The following is a 21,766-nucleotide window of genomic DNA, read 5'->3' on the forward strand; positions in this document are numbered from 1 at the left end:
CCTCCTTCACGCTGATGTCATGGTCGTGCCGCGCTCTTCGGTGGTGCCGTCGAGTCGCGTACGACGAGGCTGGTCGGAAGCACGATCTGGCTCGGCTCGTCCCACTCGCCGGTCACCAGTGACTTCAGCATCCGCGCGGCTTCGTACCCGAGCTGATACATCGACTGGTCCACGGTGGTCAGACCCGGCTGGGTCAACGCCGACTCGGGGATGTTGTCGAACCCCACGACGGACAGGTCCCCCGGCACCGAGAACCCCAACTCCCTGGCGACCTCCAGAACCTTGAGGGCCATCCCGTCGCTCGCCGCGAAGATCGCCGACGGCGGGTCCGGTCGCTGCAGCAGGACGCGCGCCAGCGGAGTCGCCGACTCGGGGTTGAAATCACCTCGGCCGATCAGTGTCGGGTCGACCGGAACCCCGGCGGTGCTCAGCGCGGCCCGGTATCCCTCCTCCCGCGACCAGGCCGAGGCCAGGCTGTCGCGGCCGGCGATGAACCCGATGCGCCGATGGCCCAGGCCGAGCAGGTGCTCGACGGCTGTGGTGGCGCCAGCGAGGTTGTCGGATATCACCGAGGGCGTCGTCGAGCCCCGCACCGGGTCGATGGCCACGACCGGCGTCCGGGTCCGGAAGTCACCCCAGGGCGTGACGACGATGCAGCCGTCGGTGAGAGTGCCCGACAGTCGGGTCAGGTGCCGCTGCTCCCAACCCTCCGAATACGACCCGTAGAGGTCGCTGTTGGCGTAGATGATCAGATCGAAGCCCGAGCGGCTCAGCGCCTTCATCACGCCCTTGAGCACTTCCGCGGTGTACGACTGGAAGCTGTGCGCCACGAGGCCCAGAACGTTGGTGCGGCTGCGCCGAAGGCTGGTGGCCACCAGACTCGACTCGTAGCCGAGCTGCTCGATGGCGGAGCGCACCTGAGCGACTGTGCGAGCGCTGACGCCGTAATGCCCGTTGACGACGCGCGAGACGGTGGCGGTGGAAACGCCAGCAGCTCGGGCGACATCACTCATTGTTACCGGCGCATTGACTTCAATCATGCCGCTCTCTCTGGACTGCAATCGTTATCGGTTACGTTTCCAGGATGTTGCCAACGTAACTGAGAACGATTACGAACACAAGACCTCTTCGTCCTTAACCGACCGTCGAGAACAAGGTCCGAACTGGACGCCCACGAGGGGTGCGATTGACCTTCGGACGCCGTTGCGAATAACGCAATCGCATCGTCTCCCGGGGTCGACGTGGAGCCTGATTTTGGCGTTGGTGCCACCCGTTGACAACAGGACGACACACTCCGTCAAGAACCATTCACCGTCCCCGGGTGAACGATCACAGTTGCCGAACTTCGACGGCCCCGGTAAAGACCTTCGACGCCGGCCGGTCCGGGTCCGCACTGATGACAAACGTGCCGGCATGGGTGTGGTCGGCAGCCGAGAAGCCGACGTACACCTCGATCTGCCCGGCCTCCACCGAGTAGGCCATGCTCCGGTCGTAGAAACCGAGCTGGCCGGTGGGGAGCGCGAACCGCACCGCCACCCGCTGGCCGGCGGCGGCCTCGACGCGGGCGAAGGCCTTCAGCTCCAGCACCGGCCGCGTGATCGTGGCCTGCGGGTCACGGACGTAGAGCTGCACCACCTGCTCCCCCGCCCGGTGTCCGGTGTTGGCGAGTGTGACCTCGACACCGACGCTGTCCCCGGCGCGGACCTCGGCGCTCTCCAGCGTGGCCTCCTCGATCACGAACGAGGTGTACCCGAGGCCGTGGCCGAAGACGTAGCGCGGGGCGACCGGCGAATCCACGTAGTCGCCGTGCCAGTGTGACCGCCCCCCGGACACCTTGTGGCCGTAGAAGACGGGGATCTGGCCCACGCCGCGGGGGTACGAGATCGGCAGCTTTCCGCTCGGGTCGACCTCACCGAGAAGCACCTCGGCGATCGCCTGCGCCCCGGTCTCCCCCGGCAACCAGGCCATCAGCACCGCGGCGCACTGCTCGTGCAGGAAGTCGCTGCCGACCGGTCGGCCGGCGACGAGCACTGCCACGACGGGTGTGCCGGTGGCGACGACGGCCCTGACGAGTTCCTCCTGCACCCCCGGCAGGTCCAGACTGGACCGGTCCCGCGACTCGCCAGTGGTGGCCCCGGGTGTCAGCCCCGAGCGGTCACCCAGGACCAGCACCGCGACGTCGGCCGCCGCGGCTGCCGCGACCGCCTCGGCGAACCCCTCGGTCGACGGGTCGAGCACGTCGCAGCCCGGGGCGAAGCGCAGCCGGTCGCCCAGCCGCGCCGCGAGTTCGTCCCGCACCGTGGGCACACCGTCGATGCTCTCGTCGATCTCCAGATCGTCGGGGATCGTCATCATCTCGCCGAGCAGGCCGCGCCGTTTGCGTGCCGCGACCAACGCCTCGATGTGGGCCGCGAACGAGTAGTCACCGAACAGGTGTCGGGCGTCGTCGGCGTTCGGGCCGATGAGAGCGACAGTTCCGGCGCCCGCGAGCAGCGGCAGCGCTCCGTCGTTCTTGAGTAGGACGAGGCTGCGGCGGGCGATCTCCAGCGCCACGTCCCGGTGCCGCTCGGCGTTCGCCGAGGTCGCGGCCGCGTCCTCGTCGACGTACGGGTTCTCGAAGAGCCCGAGTTCGACCTTGTGCCGAAGGATCCGTGCGACCGCCTCGTCGAGCTGGGCCTCGCTGACCTCGCCGGCTTCCAAGGCGCGGGTGAGGGCGTCCGCGTACGCGTCCGTCGCTGGAAGCTCGACGTCCACGCCCGCACCGAGGCCCACCGTCGCGGCCTGCTGCTTGTCCTGCGCGAAGTGGTGGTACGAGTGGAGGTCGTTGACGGCGAAGTAGTCGGAGACCACGCTGCCCGTGAAGCCCCACTGCCCACGCAGGACGTCGGCGAGGAGTTCCTGGTTGGCATGGCACGGAACGCCGTCGAGCTCGTGGTAGCCGGCCATCACCGACTGGAGCCCGCCGTCGCGGACCGCCGCCTCGAACGGATACAGGTACACCTCGCGCAGCAGACGTGGCGGCAGGTGGGCCGGCGCCCAGTTCAACCCACCCTCGGAGGCCCCGTAGCCGACGAAGTGCTTGGCGGTGGCGAGGACGCCGTCGGTCAGGTCGATGCCTTGCAGGCCCCTGACGAACGCCACGCCCATCCGGGACACCAGGTACGGGTCCTCGCCGTAGGTCTCCTCCGTCCGGCCCCACCGCGGGTCGCGCACCACGTCCAACACCGGCGAGAGCCCCTGATGACTTCCCATGGCGCGCATCTGTGCGCGAACGACGTCCGCCAGCTGTCGGTTCAGCTCCGGCGCCCAGGTGCTCGCGACGCCGATCGCCTGCGGGAAGATGGTCGCCTCGCGGGCCATCACCCCCGAGCAGACCTCCTCGTGCACGATCGCCGGGATCCCCAGCCGGGTCTCGCTGACCAGGAAGCGCTGGATCGCGTTGGCGGCCCGCGCCACCTGCGCCGCCTTCAGGCTGGTCGCGCCCGCGACGCGGGTGACGTGCCCGAGGCCGTGTCGAAGGATCGGCCGGGCCCGCTCGGCCGCGAACCGTCCGCCCTCCAGCAGTGTGAACGCCCACGTGCTGCCCAGTTGCGCGAGCTTCTCCTCGCGGGTCATCCGGGCCAACAGGTCCGACACCCGTTCGTCGACGGGCGCGGTCGCATCCGCGTAGGTCGCCTCGGTCTCCGGCTCAACAGTGGTCACCCGGTCACCCCAATCACCGCGACAAGCTGGTCTTTCGCCCGGGGCGGCAGGACCCGCGGGGGATGCCGGCGAGACATTGGTCCAGGCGTCGTGTTCCCTTACGTAAACGTAATCGGTAACGTTTACATAGATCGAGAACGTAATCGAAGTCGATCACGTTGTCCAGAGCTCACAGTGCCTCCACCACCCCTCGGTCCCGGCGCTCGGGCAGTGCTGCCGGCGTCGGACCTGCACGAAGGGAGCCAGCCCTGAACACCCACCCCGACAGCGCGCCGGAGAACGGCGTGCACACGGCCCGTCTGACCCTGGACCCTCGCCGACGCGTCGCGCCGGTGCCGCGGCGGCTCTTCGGCTCGTTCGTCGAGCACCTGGGTCGCTGCGTCTACAACGGAATCTACGAGCCGGGGCACCCGACGGCCGACGCCGACGGCTTCCGGGGCGACGTCCTCGCGCTGGTGCGTGAGTTGGGCGTCACCACGGTGCGCTACCCGGGCGGCAACTTCGTCTCGTCCTACCGCTGGGAGGACGGCGTCGGCCCGGTCGACAAACGGCCGGCGAGGCTCGACCTCGCCTGGCACAGCCTGGAGACCAACGCGTTCGGGCTCGACGAGTTCATGCGCTGGGTCGGCAAGGCCGGCGTCGATCCGATCATGGCGGTCAACCTGGGCACCCGTGGCACCGCCGAGGCCGTCGACCTGCTCGAGTACGCCAATCACCACGGTGGGAGCCACCTCGCCGACCAGCGCCGCGACAACGGCGCCGTCGATCCGTACGGGATCAAGCTGTGGTGCCTGGGCAACGAGATGGACGGCCCGTGGCAGGTGGGTCAGCGCAGCGCGACCGAGTACGGGCGACTAGCGGCGCAGACCGCGAAGGCCATGCGCCGCTTCGACCCCGATCTCGAACTCGTCGCCTGCGGCTCCTCACACCTCGGTATGCCGACCTTCGGCAGCTGGGAGCGCGACGTGCTGACCGAGGCGTACGACGACGTGGACCTGATCTCGCTGCACGCCTACTACCAGCCGGTCGACGACGACCTGGCCAGCTTCCTCGCCTCGGCCGAGGACATGGACAGGTACATCGACGCCGTCACCGCCATCGCCGACTCGGTCGGAGCGATCCGCCGGTCGACCAAGAAGATCATGATCGCGTTCGACGAGTGGAACGTCTGGTACCAGTCCGCCGCCCCGTCCACGCCCCCGAGTGGCGAGGACTGGCCGGTCGCGCCACCCCTGCTGGAGGACCACTACAGCGTGGCCGACGCGGTAGTCGTCGGCGGCCTGCTCATCAGCCTGCTGCGGCACAGCGACCGGGTGAGCGCTGCCTGCCAGGCCCAACTGGTAAACGTCATCGCACCGATCATGACCGAGACGGGCGGCTCGGCCTGGCGGCAGACCATCTTCCACCCCTTCGCCCGCACCGCACGGCACGCCCAGGGCACCGTGTTGGACGTGCTGCGCGAGGGCAGCACGACGACCACCGACCGCTACGGCGAGATCGACGCGGTCGACGCGGTCTCCACCTGGGACGACACCACCGGGGAGATGGCCGTCTTCCTCGTCAACCGCGCCCTCGACACCCCGGCCGAGGTGACCATCGACGTCGCCGGCGCCCAGGTCAGCGACATCATCGAGTGCGTCAGCGTCGGCGGCACGGACCTGCGGGCCAAGAACACCGCCGACGGTCCGGACCACGCCGCGCCACGCCCCAACGAAACGGCACGCGGCGCCGACGCCAGCGTCCAGCTGACTCTTCCGCCCGCGTCCTGGTCCATGTTGCGCCTGCGCGCCACAGACACGACCCCGTGATCGGCTGACGAGCAGTCCCGGACGTGCCCCGGCCGCGCACACCCTGGCAATCACCAGGGGTGCGCGGCCGGGGGCTTCCCCACCACAGGGAGTACGGGGTCCAGCCTGTCGTTACCGGGCGTCGACCGGGGAGCTGTGGGAGTCGTTGAAGAGCTTGTCGCCCTGGTAGCGGGCGACCACCGGCGCGCTCAGCGCACCATTGACGGTCTTCTTCAGCCGGGCGACTCCGTGGTGCACCGGGGCCGACCCCAGGTGCGTGTCCCCCGCGGAGAAGTCGACGGTGCCGGAGGGTGTCGACGTGCTGGTGCTGACCGTGCCGACCGTCGCGGTGGCGGTGACCCTCGTGTGGTGCGACGGGCCCGCCGGTGACGTGGCGACGTCGAGATCGGTGGTGGTGGCCCGGAACGTCAGGGTGCGCAGGTAGTGGTTCAGCAGCGGACGCCACACGTGCCAGGTGTGCACGCCCGGCACGTTGTACTCGTCCAGCTCGACACCGGCGGCCCGCAGGGCGGCGGCGTTACGCTGCGAGTTCTCGGCGATGTTGCCCAGCCGGTCCTGGAGCCCGGTGCCGATCATGATGCCGCCGGCCACCGCCTTCATGCTGTCGACCTGGGCCTGGGTGGCTGCCGGGCCACCCGCGCTCCAGGCCGCGTGGTAGCCGAACAGGTCGGTGTGGTTGTACATGATGGTGTACGCCCGGCTGCCGCCGGCGGAGAAGCCGGCGAACGCGCGGTCCTGAGCCCGGGTCGAGACGCGGTAGTTCTGCTCGACGAACGGGAAGATGTTGTTGCGTAGTTCGTTGACGTAGCCCTCGTTGCCACCGGGGAGGCCGTTGAAGTCGGTGGACACGATCACCATGGGCTGCGCCGCACGGTCCTTGATCGCGTTCTCCAGGATGAGGTGGGCCACGCCCTGCATCGTCCAGGCCGTCGAGTGGTCGCCGCTGCCGTGGCTCAGGTAGAGCGTCGGGTACGGCGTGACGCGGTTGGGGTCGTAGCCGTGCGGCAGGTAGACGACGATGTCGTGGACTCCCACCGGGTTTGTCGACAGCGGCGAGGTGTACCGCCGGGACTCCAGCCGGCCGACCCTGGCGACCGGCGCCTGGTAACCGGTGTCGTACGTCGGGAACTTCCGACTGGCCGGGACGTAGATCGTGCTGCGTACCGCGCCGGGCGCTCCCGGGTACTGCGGCTGGATCTGCCACCGGTTGGCGGGGTCGTCGTGCAGGGCACAGCCGGTGGCGAGCTCGTTGGCGCAGTCGTGAGTGAACGCGTACCGGAACGTGCCCGCCGGCAGCGGGGTGGTGAAGGTCCAGACCCCGTCGGGGCCCTTCCGCATGGCCTGGATGTGCCACGGGGTGGCCGCGACGTCGCCGGGTTGCCACTCGGCGGGCGGCCGCGCGTCGCCGCAGTCCTGGCAGGCGATGTTCTCCGGTCGGGAGTAGAACCAGTCGCCGTAGACGTGGACCTGCTGAACGTCCTCGGGCGCCCGGTACCGGAAGGTGACTGTGTACCCGGTCGGGGGCTTGTCGGTGCGGGTGACGGTCGGGCCCAGCGGCGCGGGCGGTGCGGCCGAGGCCGCCGGTGCGGCGACCGTTCCGGCCGTCACTGTGACGGCGGCGAGCAGCGCGAGCATCAGCCGGCGTGTCGGTGCCGGCATCGGGGGACGGGGAGGTGCGACGGGCATGGTCCTGCTCCCTCTTCGGCGTGTGGTCAGACCGCACCGAGCGGCCGACCGACCATTCGATGGTGAGGTGAAGGGATACCAGTAACGAGCGATGCAGCTATTGCGAGCGCTAACATCGTTCCCTGTCGAAAACACAACCATGAATTGCATTGACGGTCAAGACGGAAATCGGAGCGGAGAATCGCGTCCAAACAATTCGGGCGCGCGTCATCGGCACCAGGACGACTGGCGCGCGAATTCTCTGTCCGGTCGATGTTGTCGAGAAATTCGCGCGCCAGTCACAGGTGGCCCGGAAACGTGCCCGGGAGAGACCGGCGGACGCGGTTATTGGACCGCTGGCTGCAACCTTCCGTCGACTCGCCGGGAAATGGTGGTGTACTCGTCGCGCAACTCCTCGGGGAGGACCCAGGCTGGGGCGTCCTGCCACGCCAGCGGGCGGAGGAACCGTCGGATCGACGTGGCGCCCACCGACGTGTGCACGGCGTTTGTCGACGGCCACGGGCCACCGTGGTGCTGGGCCCACGACACCCGGACACCGGTGGGGTAGCCGTCGAAGACGATGCGACCCGCGCGGGCGGCGAGCACGTCGACCAGTCGGCGTACGACGTCGGCGTCGTCGCCCGGTCCGCTGTGGAGCGAACCGGTCAGCGACGGCGGTACGGAGGCCAGCGCGGCGTCGAGGTCGGCGACGTCGTCGTAACGGACCACGATCAGGAGCGGGCCGAAGCACTCGTCGGCGATCTCGGCGGTCAGGCCGGCGAGGCCGACCTCCAGGAGGGTCGGTGCCACTGTGAAGCCCGCACCGGGTTCGACAGTGGGCCGCGCCGACACCCGGGCGCCGGCCCGCTCGAACTCGGTGGACCGGTTCTCGTACGCGTCCCGGATGCGCTCGTTGAGCAGGACCGTGCCACCCGACGCGTCGACTCTGGTCCGCAGCGCGTCGACCAGGCCGTCACCACACGGATCCGACGGAACGAACGCCAAACCGGGCTTGGTGCACAACTGACCGCCCGAGTTCGTGAAGGAGCCGAACAGCCCCTCGGCGATCTGGTCTGCTCGGGCGGCGGCCGCGTCGGGCAGGACGACGATCGGGTTCACACTGCTCAGTTCGGCGTACAGGGGAATGGGGTCGGGCCGCTCGTCGATGGCCGCCTGGATGGCGCGGGCGGCGTTGACCGAGCCGGTCAGGGCGGCCGCACGGATCGCCGGGTGGCGCACCAGCGCGCGACCGGCCTGCTCCCCGTACACGGTCGCGACGACACCCTCGGGCCCGCCGAGGTCGCGGACTGCCGACTCGATCGCGGCGGCGGAGGCGTGCGAGGTCAGCGGGTGCGACGGGTGGGCCTTCAGGATCGTCGGACACCCGGCGGCGAGCGCCGCGGCCGTGTCACCGCCGGCGACCGAGAAGGCGAACGGGAAGTTGCTGGCCCCGAAGACCGCCACCGGCCCGAGGGGTACCAGCATCCGCCGCAGGTCCGGTCCACGGCCGAGCGGTGTGTCGGCGGCGTGGTCGATGGTGGCCTCGACGTACGCTCCGTCGCGCAGCACCTCGCCGAACATCCGGAACTGGAGCGCCGCCCGGGTGAGTTCCCCGTCGAGTCGCGCGTGGCCCAGCCCGGTCTCCGCCTCGGCGGCAGCGACCAGATCCACCCGACGGGACTCCAGCGACGCGGCGATCGCGTCCAGCAGCTCCGCGCGGCCGAGCCTCCCGCGCGCGGCCAGCCACTGCGCCGCCGGGGCCGTCTGACCGGCGATCACCTCCAGTCGAGACTCGTCGGTCTCGGTGAGCTCCGTCGCGCGACGCTGACCGTCGCGCGGATCGACAGTGCTGACCACGTTCACAGCAGTCCTCTCCTTACCAGATTGCCCATGAGATCGCGGACGCCGAAGTGCCAGGGCTCGCACTCCTCCGCGTGCCGCACCCGGTTGACCAGGGTGCCGAGCGCCGGGCAGCTGATCCGTACCACGTCGTCGACCTTGTGGGTGAAGCCCTCACCGGGGCGGTCCCGGTCCTGGATGGGCGCGAACATGGTGCCGAGCATCAGCGCGGCCCCGTCGGGATAGTGGTGGTGCGGCCCGATCAGCTGCCGGACCAGCTCCTCAGGATCGCGCGACATCTGGGTCATCTCCGAGACCGCCTCCAGGTGGAAGTCGTCCTCGCCGAGAACCTCCAGGCGCACCTCGAGTTCGCGGACCCGGTCCATGCCGAACCGGTCGTCGAAGAGCCGGATCAGGGGGCCGAGGGCGCAGGAGGCGTTGTTGTCCTTCGCCAGGGGAAGAAGGAGCGCCGAGCGGCCCTCGATGTCGCGCAGGTTCACGTCGTTGCCGAGGGTGGCGCCGACGATCCGGCCACTGGACTGGACGATGAGCGTGACCTCGGGCTCCGGATTGTTCCAGGTCGACGCGGCGAGCACGCCGACCGGAACGGCGGTGCCGACCGCGGAGAGGATCTGTCCCTTGGTGAAGATCTCGGCGTCCGGGCCGATGCCCACCTCCAGGTACTGGCTCCACATGCCCTCGGCGACCAGCATGCTCTTGAGCCGATCCGCCTCCGGCGAGCCCGCCTCCAGGTTGTGCAGGTCGACACCGACGTCGGCGAGCATGCGGTGCCGGATGTCCGCCGCCAGCGCCAGGTCTCCCCGCGCCCGTTCCTCGATCACCCGCTCGATCATGGAGATCGGGAACGTCACGCCAGCGGCCTTGAGCGCCTGGAGGTCGACCGGGGCGAGCAACCAGGCCCGGCCAGGGTCCCGGGTAGCGGCCCCCGTGTTGGCCAGTATCTCCCCGAAGTCGCCCACCCTCGGCCCGTCGAGCCCAACCACCGTCGCGGCGGGATCGGGCAGCTCGCAGATGTCGCGGACGGTCGGGAACCGGTGACTGAGGTCGATGACCTCGCCGTCGCGGACGGTCACCGGTGAGGGGCCGCCGCCGGACGGGTCCCAGATCCGGCCGATGAGGACGCTGTCGGCATCGTCCGGCAACGCCTCGGCGGCGGTGCCGACCCAGTCCGCGGCCGCGACCGACCCCCGGGGCCGTGGCAACGTCATGAGTCGCTCTCCAGGTTGAAGAAGGACCGCTCGTCGCGGGGACGGATGTCGAAGACGGCGTCCTGGAACATCCGCAGTGGATGCGGTGTGAACGGATGCTGCTCGATGGCGGTGAGATCCACCTCGATGCCCAGGCCGATCCCGGTCGGGACGAGGATGTCGCCGTCGTCGGTCAGCACCAGCCGCTCGTTGGTGATCTCGGGACGCCAGGGCACGTCGGTCGCCATGATCTCCAGGTACCGGAAGTTGGGCAACGTCGCCCCGAGTTGCAGCGTCGCGGCGGTGCTGATTGGACCACTCGGGTTGTGCGGCGCGAAGCCCACGTAGCTGGTCGCGGCGAGCGTGGAGATGAAGGCCAACTCGGCGATCCCACCGGCGTGCGTCACGTCGGGCTGGACGAAGTCGACCGCCTGGCGGGCCAGCGCCGGCGCGAAGCCCTGCCGCCCGTACCACCGCTCCCCCGCGGCGATCGGCACCGGCGACGCGCGACGGATGTCGACGAGCGCATCGAGGTTGTCCGGTGGGCAGGGCTCCTCGAACCACACCGGGTCGAACTGGGCGATCTCGGTGGCGACCTTGATGGCGTGGCGGACGTCGAATCGGCCGTGCCCCTCGACGAACAGCTCCACCTCGCGGCCCACCGCCTGACGGACGGCGTCGATCTGGGCCAGCACCCGGTCCAACTGCGCGGTGGTGATGGTCAGGTCGTAGTTCTCGAACGGGTCCCACTTGAGGCCCCGGAAGCCCGACTCCACCGTCCGGCGCGCGGCGGCCGCGTAGTCCTCCGGCGTGACGGCACCGGAGAACCAACCATTGGCGTACGCGCGGACCCGGTCGCGGGTCGCGCCGCCGAGAAGCCGGGAGACCGGTACGCCAAGCTCGCGCGCCGAGATGTCCCAGAGGGCCATCTCCAGCGAGCTCAACGCCGTCATGATCACCGGACCGCCGCGCCAGTACCAGTCCCGCGCGGTCTCGTAGAGGATCTTCGAGATGCTTGTGGGATCCAGGCCCACCACCGCCTCGGCCAGCTCGGCGATGGCCCCCTGGACGGCACGTTCCTTGCCCTCCAGGGTGGCCTCACCGAGCCCGACGATCCCCTCGTCGGTGTGGACCCGCACGATGACGAGGTTCGTACGGTAGAAGTCGACGACCAGTGTGTCGACAGAGACGATCTTCATCTTTCGGCTCAACCCTTCACCGCACCGGCGGTCATGCCGGACACCACGTACTTCTGCACCAACAGGTAGAAGGCGACGGCGGGCAACGTGAACAGGAAGGCGACAGCCATCACCGTCTGGATCGGTGTACCCAGTTCGCCGATGAAGTTCGCGATGCCGACGGAGGCGGGTTGCAGGTCGGGGTTGAAGATGAACGTCACCGCGAACACGTACTCGTTCCAGGCGTGGAAGAAGGCGATGACCGCTGTGGCCGCGATCGACGGCGCGATGAGCGGCACGTTGATGCGGGTCAGGGTGGTGAAGGGCCGGGCGCCGTCGGCGCGCGCGGCCTCCTCCAGCTCCTTCGGGATTCCGTCGATCGCGCCCTTGAGGATCAGCGCGACGATCGGCAGGACGAAGGCGGAGTTCACCAGGACGAGGCCGGTCAGCGAGTCGAGCAGTTCGAAGCGGCGGAACAGCGCGAACAGCGGGACGACCATGAGCGCCTCGGGAAGCATCTGCGTGAACAGCAGCACAACGGTCAGCACGGCCTTGCCCCAGAACGAGAACCGGGACAGTGCGTAGCCGAGCGGGATGCCCAGGCCGACGGAGAGAACCATCGTGCCGACGGCGATGATCAGGCTGTTGAGCAGCCACCCGGCCGCCTTGCCCTCGGCGAGCGCGTCCACGAAGACCCCGAACTGACCGAGGTCGGGCGTGAGCCGGGGCTGATCGGCGAAGAGGTCGCTGTTGCTGGTTAGCGCGGTGACGAACATCCAGTACAGCGGGAACACCGCGACACCCAGCACGACGAGCACGGCGACGATCCGTGCGGTGACACCGAATCGGAAGCGCCTCATCGGACGTCCCCCTTCTCCACGGCACGGGCGACCAGGCGGCTGCCGATGATGACGATGAGCGAGATGACGACGCCGACCATTCCGATGGCCGCCGCCGATCCGAGTTCCTTCGAGTCGAACGCCTGCGAGTAGAGGTCGATGACGAGCGTCTCGGTGGCACCGACCGGTCCGCCCTTGGTCATCAGCCAGATCAGCTCGAACCGCCGCAGCGACCAGATCGTCATCAGCAGGGCCAGCAGGCCCACCGTCGGCTTGATGACCTGCCAGGTGACCGCCCGGAAGGTGGCCCATCGTCCGGCGCCGTCCACTGTCGCGGCCTCGTTGAGGTCCTGCGGGACGGACTGCAGGGCGGAGAGCAGCACCACCGAGGTGAACGGGAACAGCTGCCAGATGGTCGTGGCGAGCACCGCCGGCAGCGCGTAGCGCGAGCTGTCCAGGATGGCCCCACCCGGGACGCCGAGCCCGACCGCGTCGAGGAAGCGGTTCACGATGCCGTACTGCGCGTTGAGCATCCAGGTGGCGATGAGCGCGACCGCGATGCCCGGGGCGGCCCAGGGGACGGTCACCAGCGCCCGTGCCACGCCCCGGCCGCGAAACTTCTTGTTGAGCAGGAGCGCGACGGCGAGCCCGGCGCCGATCGCGACGACCACACAGGTGATCACGTAGACACAGGTGATCAGCAGGGTGCGGTGGAATTCGGGGTCACCGAAGATCCGGTTGTAGTTGTCGAGCCCGACCCACTCGCTGCGGGTGGGGTTGAGCAGCCTCGTCCTGGTGAAGCTGAGGTACACCTCCTGAATGAGGGGCACCGCCTGGAAGACGAGGATGAACAGGGCGGCGGGTGCCAGGAACAGGTAGGGCGTCCACTTGCTGCCCAGCGGGCTGGGCCGACGCCGGCCTGAGGGTGTTGTCTTCGGTGCTCCGGTCTGCTCGACCACAGTCATCGGGTTCGGTCCTTCTGGGGGAAGGACGCTGCCGGCGCACGGATCGTCGCGCCGGCAGCGTCGCCGTGTCGAGCGGTCAGCGCACCAGTTCGGTCGCCTGCTGCTGGGCGCGATCCAGTGCCGACTTGAGGTCGGCCTTGCCCTGCAGTGCCGCGACCACGTTCTGCACAACCACCTTGCGGATGTCCGGCGTCTTCGCCTCGAACCCCAGCACGATCTGCGGCAGGCTGGTCTCGGTGAGCCCGTCGAAGACGGGGAGGAACGGGGTCGCCTTGAGCGCCTCCGCGCTGCGCTGCGTGGTGGTGGCGACGCTGCTCGCGCCGAGGATCTCCTGCAGCTTCACCTGGTTCTGCGGCTCCAGCGCCCACTTGATGAAGGTGCCGGCCTCGTCCTTACCCTCGCTCGCCTCGTTGATGACGATCGGTGCGAGGATCGCGCCCTGCTTGCGGACCGGGAACGGGATGGGCGCGACGGTGAAGTTCAGCTTGGCGTTCTGGCCGCGGGTGGCGGTCACGTAGCCGCCGTTGTTGAGCTCCATCCCGACCTTGCCCTCGGCGAACATCCGCCGGAACGTCGCCGCGTCCGCGCCGCGCGGGATCACGTTCGCGTCGTACAGGTCCTTGAACGCCTGGAGACCCTTGAGGTTCTCGGGCGAGTTGATCGTCAGGTTCTTCCCGTCGGACCACGCCCCGCCGAAGCCGTAGACGTAGTTGAAGATGTCCTGCCAGACACCGGCCTCCTCTGCCTCCGTCTGGCGGAACGCCAGGCCGAAGACGTCACCCTTGGTCAGCGACTTCGCGGTGGAGGCGAACTGCTCGTAGGTGGTCGGGGGCGTCGGGATCAGGTCCGCGTTGTAGAACATCGCGTAGTTCGACGCTTCGAAGATGACGCCGTGCCGGACGCCGTCGTGGACCATGAACTGGTCCGGCTGCTTGAGCAGGTCGTACTTGCTGGCGTCGATCATCTTGTCCAGCGGCGCGACGAGGCCGGCGTCGGAGGCCGCCTCGAACTCGGGCATGTCGAAGCGAATCAGGTCGGGGCCCTTGCCGCTGCCCATTTGCGTGAGCACGGTCTGGCCGAAGGTCGGGTACGGCACCGCGGCGGCGGACACCTGGACCTTGGTCTGGCTCTGGTTGAACTCGTCGAGCCACTTCGTCAACAGGGGCCCGCGGCCCGGGTCGCCGAAGGTCGAGGCGGCGAAGGTCAGTTTGGTGACGCCGTCGCCGGAGTCGCCGTCCGAGCCGCAACCGGTCAGGAGGGTGGCGACCAGGCCGAGGGCGCATGTCGCCCTGGCGATGCCGAAATGAGCGCGCTTATTACCCATCGTTACTCCACTGTTACGTGTTGGCATCGAACCGATTAAATTGCAACGATCGTAGCGTCATGTGCAACGGTGTCAAGTGGCGATTGCGCATAGCGTCATCTATATTGCATAATGTGCAATGAGAGCGACGGCGTTGCCCGTCGCGCGAGGGGAGACACAGCCTTGGCGCAATCAATCCGCCGCGCGATCGACCTCATCCGTCGATCCGCGGAGCACCCGCTGTCCCTCACGGAGGCTGCGGACGTGCTCGGCGTCCACAAGTCCACAGCCCTGCGCATCCTGCAGACACTGGAGTCCGCGCGCTTCGTCCGCCGTACCGGCGCGGGCACCTACGTGCTCGGCAGCGGCCTGATCGAGCTGTCCGAGCTCGCGCTCGGCTCGATGGACCTCCGCCAGCCCGCTGCCGCGCACCTGCGTGCGCTGCAACGCGCGACCGGCCACACCGTACACCTGGCGCAACTGACCGGCGACGAGATCATCTATATCGACAAGGTGGACAGCCCGGCGTTCGACGCCGTCAAGCTGCCCTCGCGGGTGGGACGCGCGGTGTCCATCTACGCGAGCGCTGTGGGCAAGACGATCCTGGCCTACCTTCCCCGGCAGGAACGCGACCGCCTTCTCTCCCACGTCGTCTTCGAGAAATTCACCGACACCACGTTCACCGACCACGGTGCCCTGGAAGCCGAACTTGCCCGCATCCACGACTGCGGCTGGGCAGTGGACAACGGCGAGCACGACGCGTACGTGATGTGCGTGGCCGCGCCGATCAGGGACTCTCGGGGACAGGTCATCGCCGCCGCCTCGATCACGGCGATCGAGGTCATCGCAAGCCTCGACCAACTCAAGAGCAACCTTCCGCTGCTCCTGAAGACCGCCAACGAGATCTCGTACGAGCTCGGCTACGCGCCGCCCGCCTTGGCGAGCCAGGACGGTGAGATCCGCTCCGCGACCTGAGCGCGCACGTCCCGGGCGATCACCGCGTCGTCGGCGCCGACCCGCCGGTGACGCGGTGGTGCTCGTCGGTCTCCATGTCGATGAAGGCCTGGATCATTCCCCGGTAGATCTGTTCGATCAGATCCGGGTCGGCGCCGGCCTCGCTGGCCACCGTGCGGACCCGGGCCACCACCTGCGCCACCCGGTCCGGCGCACGGACCGCCTGAGCATCGCTCTTGAGCGGGGCGGCCTGCCGGACCAGTGCCTCCCGCCTGGCGAGCAGCCCGACCAGTTCTCGATCCAACTCGTCGATCCGCGCACGGATCTCGGTCAACGTCGCCGCAGTCTCTGCCACGCCGGAAATCGTCGCACGACGCCGACACGATCAGGCGACCCGTTCGCCCGCCCGTCCTCGGCGGCTCGACCGGGCGGCACGGGCACCGTCGACTTCCTGCTCGCGGACGCCTGAGCCGTTCACTCAGCGCAGCAGCGCCATCCGGTCGATGATGGAGTCGAGCAGCCCCGGCGGCCACGGGAACAACGGCGCCGCCACCTGGAGCTGGGCGAATCCGTGCAGCCCGACCCAGAGGGCCGTCGCGTCGGCGAAGAGGTCCGCGCTGGTCGATCGTTCCGCCGCGACGCAGTCGGCGAGCGTACGCCGGAAGACCTCGAAGGCTCCCATGCCGAGCACGGCGAGCTCGTCCGCCATGGCCGGGGCCCGCTCAAGCGCCTGCCCCGCATCCCAGACGGCACCGAACATCACCCGGTACTGATGGGGCCGGCGTTCGGCGAAGGTCAGGTAGGCCACGCAGATCGCGCGCAGGCGCTCGACCGGATCCGCGTCATCCAGTGCGCCCAACTCCTGCTCGAGGATGCCGAACGCGCGTTGCGCGACAGCGAGCAGGATCGAATCCAGGTCCGGAAAGTGCGGATAGATCGACGGTGCGGAGATGCCGGCCCGCCGGGCGACCCCCCGCAGGGTCACGTTCTGCGGCGGGTCGTCCTCCAGGAGCGCCATGGCGGCGTCGAGGATCTCGTCGCGCAGCTGGGCACCTTCGCCGCGCTTGTTGCGGGCCCGCGTTCTCGGTGTGGTCACACTCTGACTTTACAGGTGTTAGGCGAGGGCGTAAGTTAACGGCTGTAAGTTCACAGGCGTTACCTAAGGATGGAGCCTCTCATGACCACCGCTACCGCTACCCGAATCGACACCGCCGGCCCCGCGCACCGCGCGGACCTCGTCGGCCGTGGGCTGGCGGCCCTCGCATCCCTCGCCACCGGCGTCGCGTTCGTCAACGGCGTACTACTGACACTCAACGCCGGCGACGATCGCCTGTTCATCGAAGGCTGGCGAGTCTCCAGCTTCGGCATCTTCGCCGCGCTCTTCGCCCTGCTCGCGGTCAGGCCCCGACAAGCGGCCGGTGTCTGGGAGATCGTTCTCGTCGGCAAGGCCGCGCTCGTCGTGTTCGGCGCGCTGATCGGAGACGTCCCCGAGGCACGCCTGTCGGCCATCATCGACTTCGGGCTCGTCGCCGTCGTCGCGGCCGCCTACCTGCTGTGCCGTGGCTGGTTGGCGTGGCGTCCCTCGACCACCAACCCGACCCGATGACGGAGACGACAATGCCCCCCATCTCGCCTTCCCGGCGCGTCGACCATACCGTCATCATCTCGATCTGGACGGTCCCGGTCCTGGTCGTCGGCCAGTTCGCCATGCTGGCCATCGTCCCGGTCGTCCTTGCGCTGACCGTCAGCCTGCGGCACGCCCACCTACACGGACTACGCCGCTGGACGGGAGCGCTCGCCACCGCCTACGCCGTCCCGCTGATCCTCTGGGCCATCGGGCCCGACCGCGCCCCGAGCCTGTCCAAGGACATGCACCCGGTCTTCGCCGCACTCATCGTCGTGGCCGCGCTGGCCGCGGCAACTGCCTTCCACCTCGGCCGTCGTCGACCGAGCAGGCCCGACGGCTCGTCGAGCGAGCAGCAGCACTTCCGACCCGCGCCGTGACCGATCCGCCTCTCCCCCGCCTGCACGGAAGCGTCGGGTCGCCCGTCGCCGTCATCCGACGGCGACGGGCGACCCGAGCGCTCAGTATCGAGGGAGCGGGCCCCACTGATTGACGGGGTCGTCCAAGGAGTGACGGGTCAGAGCGGCAGGGTGGCCAGCGCGAGGTTGGGGTCGATGCCGGTGCTGTACGCGGGACTGAGCACGTAGACGGTGCGGCCACGCACAGCCACCGAGGTCGGGTTCTGCAACCCGTCGGCGGCGGTCATCAACGTTCGGGAACGGCCGGCCGCGTCGACGCCCACCACAGTGTTCGGTCCGTTCAGCGTCGCGATGACCCGGTGGTCACCGACGAAGGCGAAGTCGCTTTCGAACCCGGCGCCGCTCACCGTACGTCGGCACGCCGGTGCCCTCCGGCCGCAGCTGGGAGCGCCGGGCCTGGAGGAAGTCGCCGAGCTGTCCTCTCGCGTTGATGGCTCGAAGTATTGCGAGCCCTGCCGGCCCCAGCCACTCCCTGCCAGGGGTAGGCACCGCGGGCGACCGGTACCGGTCGAAGCGATCAGCGGACGGCGTCGCTGCCGCTGGCGGCGCCGGCGCGAAGGCCCTGATCGATGAAGTTGATCAACCAGGTGAAGCTCTCGTCGACGGACGCGTCGATCTGGAAGCCACCGGCCGCCTCGAGGGTGGCGAAACCGTGCAGGACGCTGCGCAGCGTCCGCATGGCGTGGATCTCCTGGCCGGGATCCAGGCCGTACCCGCTCAGCATGGCCGCCCAGGAGGCGAGCACCCGTTCGCTGGCCGGGATGAACGGGTCGTCGGGGCCGGTCGGGCGGGTGGCGTTGGCGGCTGCGTATCGGCCCGGGTGTTCCCGCACGTACGCCCGCATCGCCTGCGCGCCAGCGGCGAGGGCATCGCTGCCGGACCGGCCCTGAATGCCGTCGCGGATGGCATCGCCGGCCTCGGTCATGGCCAGGACGGCGATCCGGTGCGCCAGCTCGGCCTGGCTGGTGACGTGCTTGTAGAGCGAGGGGGTCTTGACCCCGAGCCGTTCGGCGAGCAGACCCATGCTGAGGTTGTCGAAGCCGACCTCGTCGACCAACGCGGCCGCGGCCTCGGTGACCGATGCCGGGGTGAGCCGGGCCTTAGGCATTGGTCAGCGTCCGGGCGAGGAAGGGCAGGGCCAGGGCGAGGACCTCGTCGGGCGTCTGGGCGTGCGGGTAGTGGCCCGCCCCCTCGATGACAGCCAGCTCGCCGAGCCCTCGCGGCAGGTCGGCGAGGATGCGCTCCCCCTCGGCCCGCGGGTCGGCCCAGTCCGGGTCGGCGCTGCCCTGGATCACCAGGACCGGGCAGGTGACGTTGGGCAGTTGCCGACCGGCGTCGTCCGGGCTGCTCTTGGCCATGGCCTGGAGGACCTTCATCCGGCCGGGCTCACTCATCGTGGCCTCGATGCGCGTCAGCTCGCTGTGCCAGTCGGCGGGCTTGGTGGGGTACGCCAGGTCGAGGTACCTGCGCCAGTTCGCCAGGCTGCCCCGCAGGAGAACCTGCGCCAGTTGGGTGAAGCCGGCCCGGAAGCGCTTCACCCGCACCAGCCCGCCAAGGTCGAAGGACTGTGCGCGGGTGAACGGCGCCAGCTCGATGGCGCCGACGATCAGCTCGGGCGCGGTGGCGGCGGCGATGGTCGCGGCACCCCCGCTGATCGACTGGCCGATGATCACGGCCGGCCCGCCGAGATGGCGCACGACCGCGACGAGATCACCGGCGATGTCGGTACGGCTGTAGCCGTCCCAGCCGAGGCTGGAGTCGCCGCAGCCACGGATGTCGACGTTGGCGACCCGGTATCCGGCCGCGGCCAGGGCCGGGGCGAGGAAGCGGTAGGAGTGCCGGGTGTCGCCCATGCCGTGCGCCAGGACGACCAGTGGGCCCTGCCCGGTGACCTCATAGGCGATGGTGTTGCCGGCAATGTCCAGGTATTCGGTCATGACGTCCTCCACTGAAGCTAACGTAATTAGCTGAAGGCTAACCGCGTTAGCTTCAGAAGGCAAACGCCGGTCCCCGCTACTTCCCTCCGCCCATGCCGAGCTGGGGATAGAGGGCGTCGGGGGCGGCGACCGCTCCGGCCGGCCGAGCGACAGTGACTGTCGTACCGAAGTCGCTGTAGCGCAGCGACGCGTTCGGCAGCCCGCTGGCCTCCGGCATCAGGAAGCTGACCAGCCGACCCTCGGTGTCCAGCGATGCCCGGAACGCGTGGCTGCGCGCGCTGTCCGGGAAGACGGCACCGGGACCGGGGCGGAAGCTGATCCCGTTACCGGCGCCAATCCGGGTCGCGTCGAGTGTCCCCGAGATCTGCGGGCCGTCAGCTCGTGCGGTGACGATGGCGTCGATCAGGCGGCCCGAGCCGCCGGAGTCGTTCCTGCCCGGCGCGAAGCTCAGGCCGAAGTCCGACGGCATCCGGGCCGGGTCGAGGGCCATCCACCCGTCGCCGACACCGGGCATGGGTAGACCGGTCTTCATGTAGACCTCGTCGTCGATCATCCGGATCTCGATGACCCCACCCGGCGCCGAAATCTTGGCGTTCAGACGCTTGTGGACGTTGTCGGTGTGCGACAGCGTCGTGATCTGGCTGGCGATGTCGACGTCGCTGCGATAACTCGTCTGATTGACGAACGCCGTGCCCCCACGCAGCAGACCGATCGCCTCAGCCGTCGTGGTGGCATCGGCACTGGCGGCCGACATCGGGGCGGATTCAGTCTTGGGTGCGTTCTCGGTCGGCGCGCCAACCGAGCAACCCAGCAGGAGCAGGCCCGCAGAAATGCCGGCCAGTGTGGCTCGACGCGTCATGGCCATCACGGTAGGCCGCCTCAGCAAGGTCTGGTGCCCCGTATAGTGCCGCGATGGAAACGGACACTGTACGGCAGGCTTACGGGTCCGTCGCGGAGCTCTACATCGAGCTGTTCGGCACGGGCCAGCAGGTGGACACCGACGACCTCGCCCTGATCAGACGACATCTGGGCAGCCGACCCGGCCGGGTGCTCGATCTGGGGTGCGGGCCCGGCCACCTCACCGCCTACCTTCGTGAGCTGGGCGTCGACGCAACGGGAATCGACCTGGTCCCCGAGTTCATCGCGCATGCGCGCGCGTCCCACCCGGGCGTCGAGTTTCACATCGGTTCGATGGAACGCCTGGACGCCGCCGAGGACTCCATCGACGGCATCCTGGCCTGGTACTCGTTGATTCATCTTCCGCCGCCGGAGGTCGACGACATGCTCAAGGAGTTCCGGCGGGTGCTGGTCCCGGCCGGGCGGTTGGTCCTGGGCGTCTTCGACGCCGAGGAGGTCGGCGCCTTCGACCACAAGGTCCTGACCGCCTACCGCTGGCCGGTCGACGAGATCTCCGAACGACTCGGCCGGGCCGGTTTCCAGGAGGTCGAACGCCTCCGGCGACCCGGCACCGACGAGCATCGACGGCTTGCCGCCGTCGCGGCGATCGCGGTGTGAGGACGCCGAGGGCCGGCCTCCCCTCGTGGGAGACCGGCCCTCGCCCGGCTGAGCACCCGCGTGGACGCGGACGTCCGTTAGAGCGCCAGCGCGATCAGGCGCTGAGCTTCCCGGCGATCTTGACGACCCGCTCGGCCATGTGGTCGAGGGCAGCGAACTGGGCGTCGCCCAGCGGGGCGTCGTTGCTTCCGCCGGTGACATGCGAGACGCCGTACGGGTTTCCGTCGGCGAACTTCAGCGGGTCGGTGTAGCCCGGGGCGACGACCAGACCGCCGAAGTGATGGACGGTGTTGTAGAGCGCGAGAAGCGTCGACTCCTGGCCGCCGTGCGCGGTCATGGAGGCGGTGAAGCCCGCGTACACCTTGTCGGCGAGCAGGCCCTGCGCCCACTGCGGGCCGAGGGTGTCGATGAACTGCTTGAGCTGGCTGGCCACGTTGCCGTAACGGGTGGGCGTGCCGAACAGCACAGCGTCCGCCCAGACGACGTCGTCGGCGGTGGCCTTCGGCTCGTTCTTCGTGGCGTCGAAGTGCTGGCTCCAGGCGGCGTTGGAGGCGATGGCCTCGGCCGGGGCGAGCTCCGGAACCTGACGCAGCCGCACCTCGGCGCCCGCCTTCTCGCCGGCCTCGGCGAGGCGCTTGGCCATGGCGTGGAGGGTTCCGGTGGACGAGTAGTAGATGACGGAGAGCTTGGTCATCGGAGGCATCCTTCCCAAAGTAGTTGCCGCTGATAAATTTGCGGCCGCAACAATCTCGACTGTAGCAGCCGCCTCTGCGGCACCCCAACGTCCTGACCATGCCCACCTGCGTGACG

21 protein-coding genes are annotated in these 21,766 nt (G+C 69.2%); 5 read left to right on the top strand and 16 right to left on the bottom strand.

Going from position 1 to position 21,766, the window contains the following annotated elements:
* Nucleotides 1–17: 17 nt before the first annotated feature.
* Both OHB44_RS21065 and OHB44_RS21070 read right to left on the bottom strand, forming a co-directional pair.
* Nucleotides 18–1,040 (bottom strand): LacI family DNA-binding transcriptional regulator, encoded by a 1,023-nt coding sequence (locus OHB44_RS21065; RefSeq protein WP_238684020.1) that lies wholly within the window; start codon nt 1,038–1,040, stop codon nt 18–20.
* A gap of 289 nt (nt 1,041–1,329) precedes the next feature.
* Nucleotides 1,330–3,702: a glycoside hydrolase family 3 N-terminal domain-containing protein gene (locus OHB44_RS21070; protein ID WP_330437962.1), complete on the bottom strand. Its 2,373-nt coding sequence runs from the start codon at nt 3,700–3,702 to the stop codon at nt 1,330–1,332.
* A 284-nt stretch (nt 3,703–3,986) separates the two neighbouring features.
* On the opposite strand from OHB44_RS21070, the gene arfA reads away from it, so the two are divergent.
* Nucleotides 3,987–5,510 (top strand): arabinosylfuranosidase ArfA, encoded by a 1,524-nt coding sequence (gene arfA / locus OHB44_RS21075; protein WP_330437963.1) that lies wholly within the window; start codon nt 3,987–3,989, stop codon nt 5,508–5,510.
* Between the two features lie 111 nt (nt 5,511–5,621).
* Here the strand turns inward: arfA and OHB44_RS21080 are convergent, their stop codons facing one another.
* The 7 genes from OHB44_RS21080 to OHB44_RS21110 all read right to left on the bottom strand — a co-directional run bounded on the left by OHB44_RS21080 (nt 5,622) and on the right by OHB44_RS21110 (nt 14,555).
* Nucleotides 5,622–7,169: an alpha/beta hydrolase-fold protein gene (locus tag OHB44_RS21080; RefSeq protein ID WP_330437964.1), complete on the bottom strand. Its 1,548-nt coding sequence runs from the start codon at nt 7,167–7,169 to the stop codon at nt 5,622–5,624.
* Nucleotides 7,170–7,520: 351 nt separating this feature from the next.
* Entirely contained in the window at nt 7,521–9,038 is a 1,518-nt protein-coding gene (locus OHB44_RS21085) for an aldehyde dehydrogenase (NADP(+)) (protein ID WP_330437965.1), read from the bottom strand.
* Complete coding sequence (locus tag OHB44_RS21090) at nt 9,035–10,243, bottom strand: fumarylacetoacetate hydrolase family protein (RefSeq protein ID WP_330437966.1); 1,209 nt, start codon at nt 10,241–10,243, stop codon at nt 9,035–9,037. Before OHB44_RS21090 ends, OHB44_RS21085 begins: the two co-directional genes overlap by 4 nt.
* Nucleotides 10,240–11,421, bottom strand: a complete 1,182-nt coding sequence (locus OHB44_RS21095) for a mandelate racemase/muconate lactonizing enzyme family protein (RefSeq protein WP_238684026.1) — start codon at nt 11,419–11,421, stop codon at nt 10,240–10,242. The genes OHB44_RS21090 and OHB44_RS21095 overlap by 4 nt, the downstream gene beginning before the upstream one ends.
* Before the next feature lie 8 nt (nt 11,422–11,429).
* Nucleotides 11,430–12,260: a carbohydrate ABC transporter permease gene (locus OHB44_RS21100; RefSeq protein WP_238684027.1), complete on the bottom strand. Its 831-nt coding sequence runs from the start codon at nt 12,258–12,260 to the stop codon at nt 11,430–11,432.
* The gene (locus OHB44_RS21105) at nt 12,257–13,204 is read right to left on the bottom strand and encodes a carbohydrate ABC transporter permease (RefSeq protein WP_238684028.1); all 948 of its coding nucleotides are present in this window, start codon (nt 13,202–13,204) and stop codon (nt 12,257–12,259) included. The genes OHB44_RS21100 and OHB44_RS21105 overlap by 4 nt, the downstream gene beginning before the upstream one ends.
* Before the next feature lie 76 nt (nt 13,205–13,280).
* Entirely contained in the window at nt 13,281–14,555 is a 1,275-nt protein-coding gene (locus tag OHB44_RS21110) for an ABC transporter substrate-binding protein (RefSeq protein ID WP_266302006.1), read from the bottom strand.
* Between the two features lie 135 nt (nt 14,556–14,690).
* Here OHB44_RS21110 and OHB44_RS21115 point away from each other — a divergent pair, with 135 nt between their 5' ends.
* Complete coding sequence (locus tag OHB44_RS21115; RefSeq protein WP_330437967.1) at nt 14,691–15,482, top strand: IclR family transcriptional regulator; 792 nt, start codon at nt 14,691–14,693, stop codon at nt 15,480–15,482.
* A 19-nt stretch (nt 15,483–15,501) separates the two neighbouring features.
* Here the strand turns inward: OHB44_RS21115 and OHB44_RS21120 are convergent, their stop codons facing one another.
* Nucleotides 15,502–15,816 carry a chorismate mutase gene (locus OHB44_RS21120; RefSeq protein WP_266302004.1) on the bottom strand — a complete coding sequence of 105 codons (315 nt, stop codon included), beginning with the start codon at nt 15,814–15,816 and terminating at the stop codon, nt 15,502–15,504.
* A gap of 123 nt (nt 15,817–15,939) precedes the next feature.
* On the bottom strand, nt 15,940–16,557 hold the full coding sequence (locus OHB44_RS21125; protein WP_238684032.1) for a TetR/AcrR family transcriptional regulator: 618 nt from the start codon (nt 16,555–16,557) through the stop codon (nt 15,940–15,942).
* Nucleotides 16,558–16,638: 81 nt separating this feature from the next.
* On the opposite strand from OHB44_RS21125, the gene OHB44_RS21130 reads away from it, so the two are divergent.
* The gene (locus OHB44_RS21130) at nt 16,639–17,067 is read left to right on the top strand and encodes a hypothetical protein (protein WP_330437968.1); all 429 of its coding nucleotides are present in this window, start codon (nt 16,639–16,641) and stop codon (nt 17,065–17,067) included.
* Between the two features lie 11 nt (nt 17,068–17,078).
* A complete protein-coding gene (locus OHB44_RS21135; protein WP_330437969.1) occupies nt 17,079–17,465 on the top strand; it encodes a hypothetical protein in 387 nt (128 codons plus the stop codon).
* A 137-nt stretch (nt 17,466–17,602) separates the two neighbouring features.
* On the opposite strand, the gene OHB44_RS21140 is transcribed toward OHB44_RS21135, so the two are convergent.
* The 4 genes from OHB44_RS21140 to OHB44_RS21155 form a co-directional block, all read right to left on the bottom strand.
* Entirely contained in the window at nt 17,603–17,851 is a 249-nt protein-coding gene (locus OHB44_RS21140; protein WP_330437970.1) for a hypothetical protein, read from the bottom strand.
* A gap of 170 nt (nt 17,852–18,021) precedes the next feature.
* The gene (locus OHB44_RS21145) at nt 18,022–18,612 is read right to left on the bottom strand and encodes a TetR/AcrR family transcriptional regulator (protein ID WP_330437971.1); all 591 of its coding nucleotides are present in this window, start codon (nt 18,610–18,612) and stop codon (nt 18,022–18,024) included.
* Nucleotides 18,605–19,441 carry an alpha/beta fold hydrolase gene (locus tag OHB44_RS21150; RefSeq protein ID WP_238684037.1) on the bottom strand — a complete coding sequence of 279 codons (837 nt, stop codon included), beginning with the start codon at nt 19,439–19,441 and terminating at the stop codon, nt 18,605–18,607. The genes OHB44_RS21145 and OHB44_RS21150 overlap by 8 nt, the downstream gene beginning before the upstream one ends.
* A 76-nt stretch (nt 19,442–19,517) precedes the next feature.
* Nucleotides 19,518–20,300, bottom strand: a complete 783-nt coding sequence (locus OHB44_RS21155; RefSeq protein ID WP_238684038.1) for a hypothetical protein — start codon at nt 20,298–20,300, stop codon at nt 19,518–19,520.
* 53 nt (nt 20,301–20,353) lie between these two features.
* Here OHB44_RS21155 and OHB44_RS21160 point away from each other — a divergent pair, with 53 nt between their 5' ends.
* On the top strand, nt 20,354–20,956 hold the full coding sequence (locus tag OHB44_RS21160) for a class I SAM-dependent methyltransferase (RefSeq protein ID WP_330437972.1): 603 nt from the start codon (nt 20,354–20,356) through the stop codon (nt 20,954–20,956).
* Between the two features lie 94 nt (nt 20,957–21,050).
* Here OHB44_RS21160 and wrbA read toward each other — a convergent pair whose 3' ends face one another.
* Nucleotides 21,051–21,659: an NAD(P)H:quinone oxidoreductase gene (gene wrbA / locus OHB44_RS21165; RefSeq protein ID WP_091399821.1), complete on the bottom strand. Its 609-nt coding sequence runs from the start codon at nt 21,657–21,659 to the stop codon at nt 21,051–21,053.
* Between the last annotated feature and the right edge of the window lie 107 nt (nt 21,660–21,766).

It is taken from the genome of Micromonospora sp. NBC_00821 (assembly GCF_036347035.1).
In the GTDB taxonomy this organism is placed as follows: Bacteria; Actinomycetota; Actinomycetes; order Mycobacteriales; family Micromonosporaceae; genus Micromonospora; species Micromonospora hortensis.

What these genes read in the sequence shown, in the direction of transcription:
- OHB44_RS21160 (WP_330437972.1), top strand. Translation starts at nt 20,354, where the DNA reads ATGGAAACGGACACTGTACGGCAGGCTTACGGGTCCGTCGCGGAGCTC.
- OHB44_RS21145 (WP_330437971.1), bottom strand. Translation starts at nt 18,612, where the DNA reads ATGCCTAAGGCCCGGCTCACCCCGGCATCGGTCACCGAGGCCGCGGCC.
- OHB44_RS21100 (WP_238684027.1), bottom strand. Translation starts at nt 12,260, where the DNA reads ATGAGGCGCTTCCGATTCGGTGTCACCGCACGGATCGTCGCCGTGCTC.
- OHB44_RS21080 (WP_330437964.1), bottom strand. Translation starts at nt 7,169, where the DNA reads ATGCCGGCACCGACACGCCGGCTGATGCTCGCGCTGCTCGCCGCCGTC.
- OHB44_RS21135 (WP_330437969.1), top strand. Translation starts at nt 17,079, where the DNA reads ATGCCCCCCATCTCGCCTTCCCGGCGCGTCGACCATACCGTCATCATC.
- OHB44_RS21155 (WP_238684038.1), bottom strand. Translation starts at nt 20,300, where the DNA reads ATGACGCGTCGAGCCACACTGGCCGGCATTTCTGCGGGCCTGCTCCTG.
- OHB44_RS21150 (WP_238684037.1), bottom strand. Translation starts at nt 19,441, where the DNA reads ATGACCGAATACCTGGACATTGCCGGCAACACCATCGCCTATGAGGTC.
- OHB44_RS21130 (WP_330437968.1), top strand. Translation starts at nt 16,639, where the DNA reads ATGACCACCGCTACCGCTACCCGAATCGACACCGCCGGCCCCGCGCAC.
- wrbA (WP_091399821.1), bottom strand. Translation starts at nt 21,659, where the DNA reads ATGCCTCCGATGACCAAGCTCTCCGTCATCTACTACTCGTCCACCGGA.
- OHB44_RS21065 (WP_238684020.1), bottom strand. Translation starts at nt 1,040, where the DNA reads ATGATTGAAGTCAATGCGCCGGTAACAATGAGTGATGTCGCCCGAGCT.
- OHB44_RS21095 (WP_238684026.1), bottom strand. Translation starts at nt 11,421, where the DNA reads ATGAAGATCGTCTCTGTCGACACACTGGTCGTCGACTTCTACCGTACG.
- OHB44_RS21110 (WP_266302006.1), bottom strand. Translation starts at nt 14,555, where the DNA reads ATGCCAACACGTAACAGTGGAGTAACGATGGGTAATAAGCGCGCTCAT.
- OHB44_RS21090 (WP_330437966.1), bottom strand. Translation starts at nt 10,243, where the DNA reads ATGACGTTGCCACGGCCCCGGGGGTCGGTCGCGGCCGCGGACTGGGTC.
- OHB44_RS21105 (WP_238684028.1), bottom strand. Translation starts at nt 13,204, where the DNA reads ATGACTGTGGTCGAGCAGACCGGAGCACCGAAGACAACACCCTCAGGC.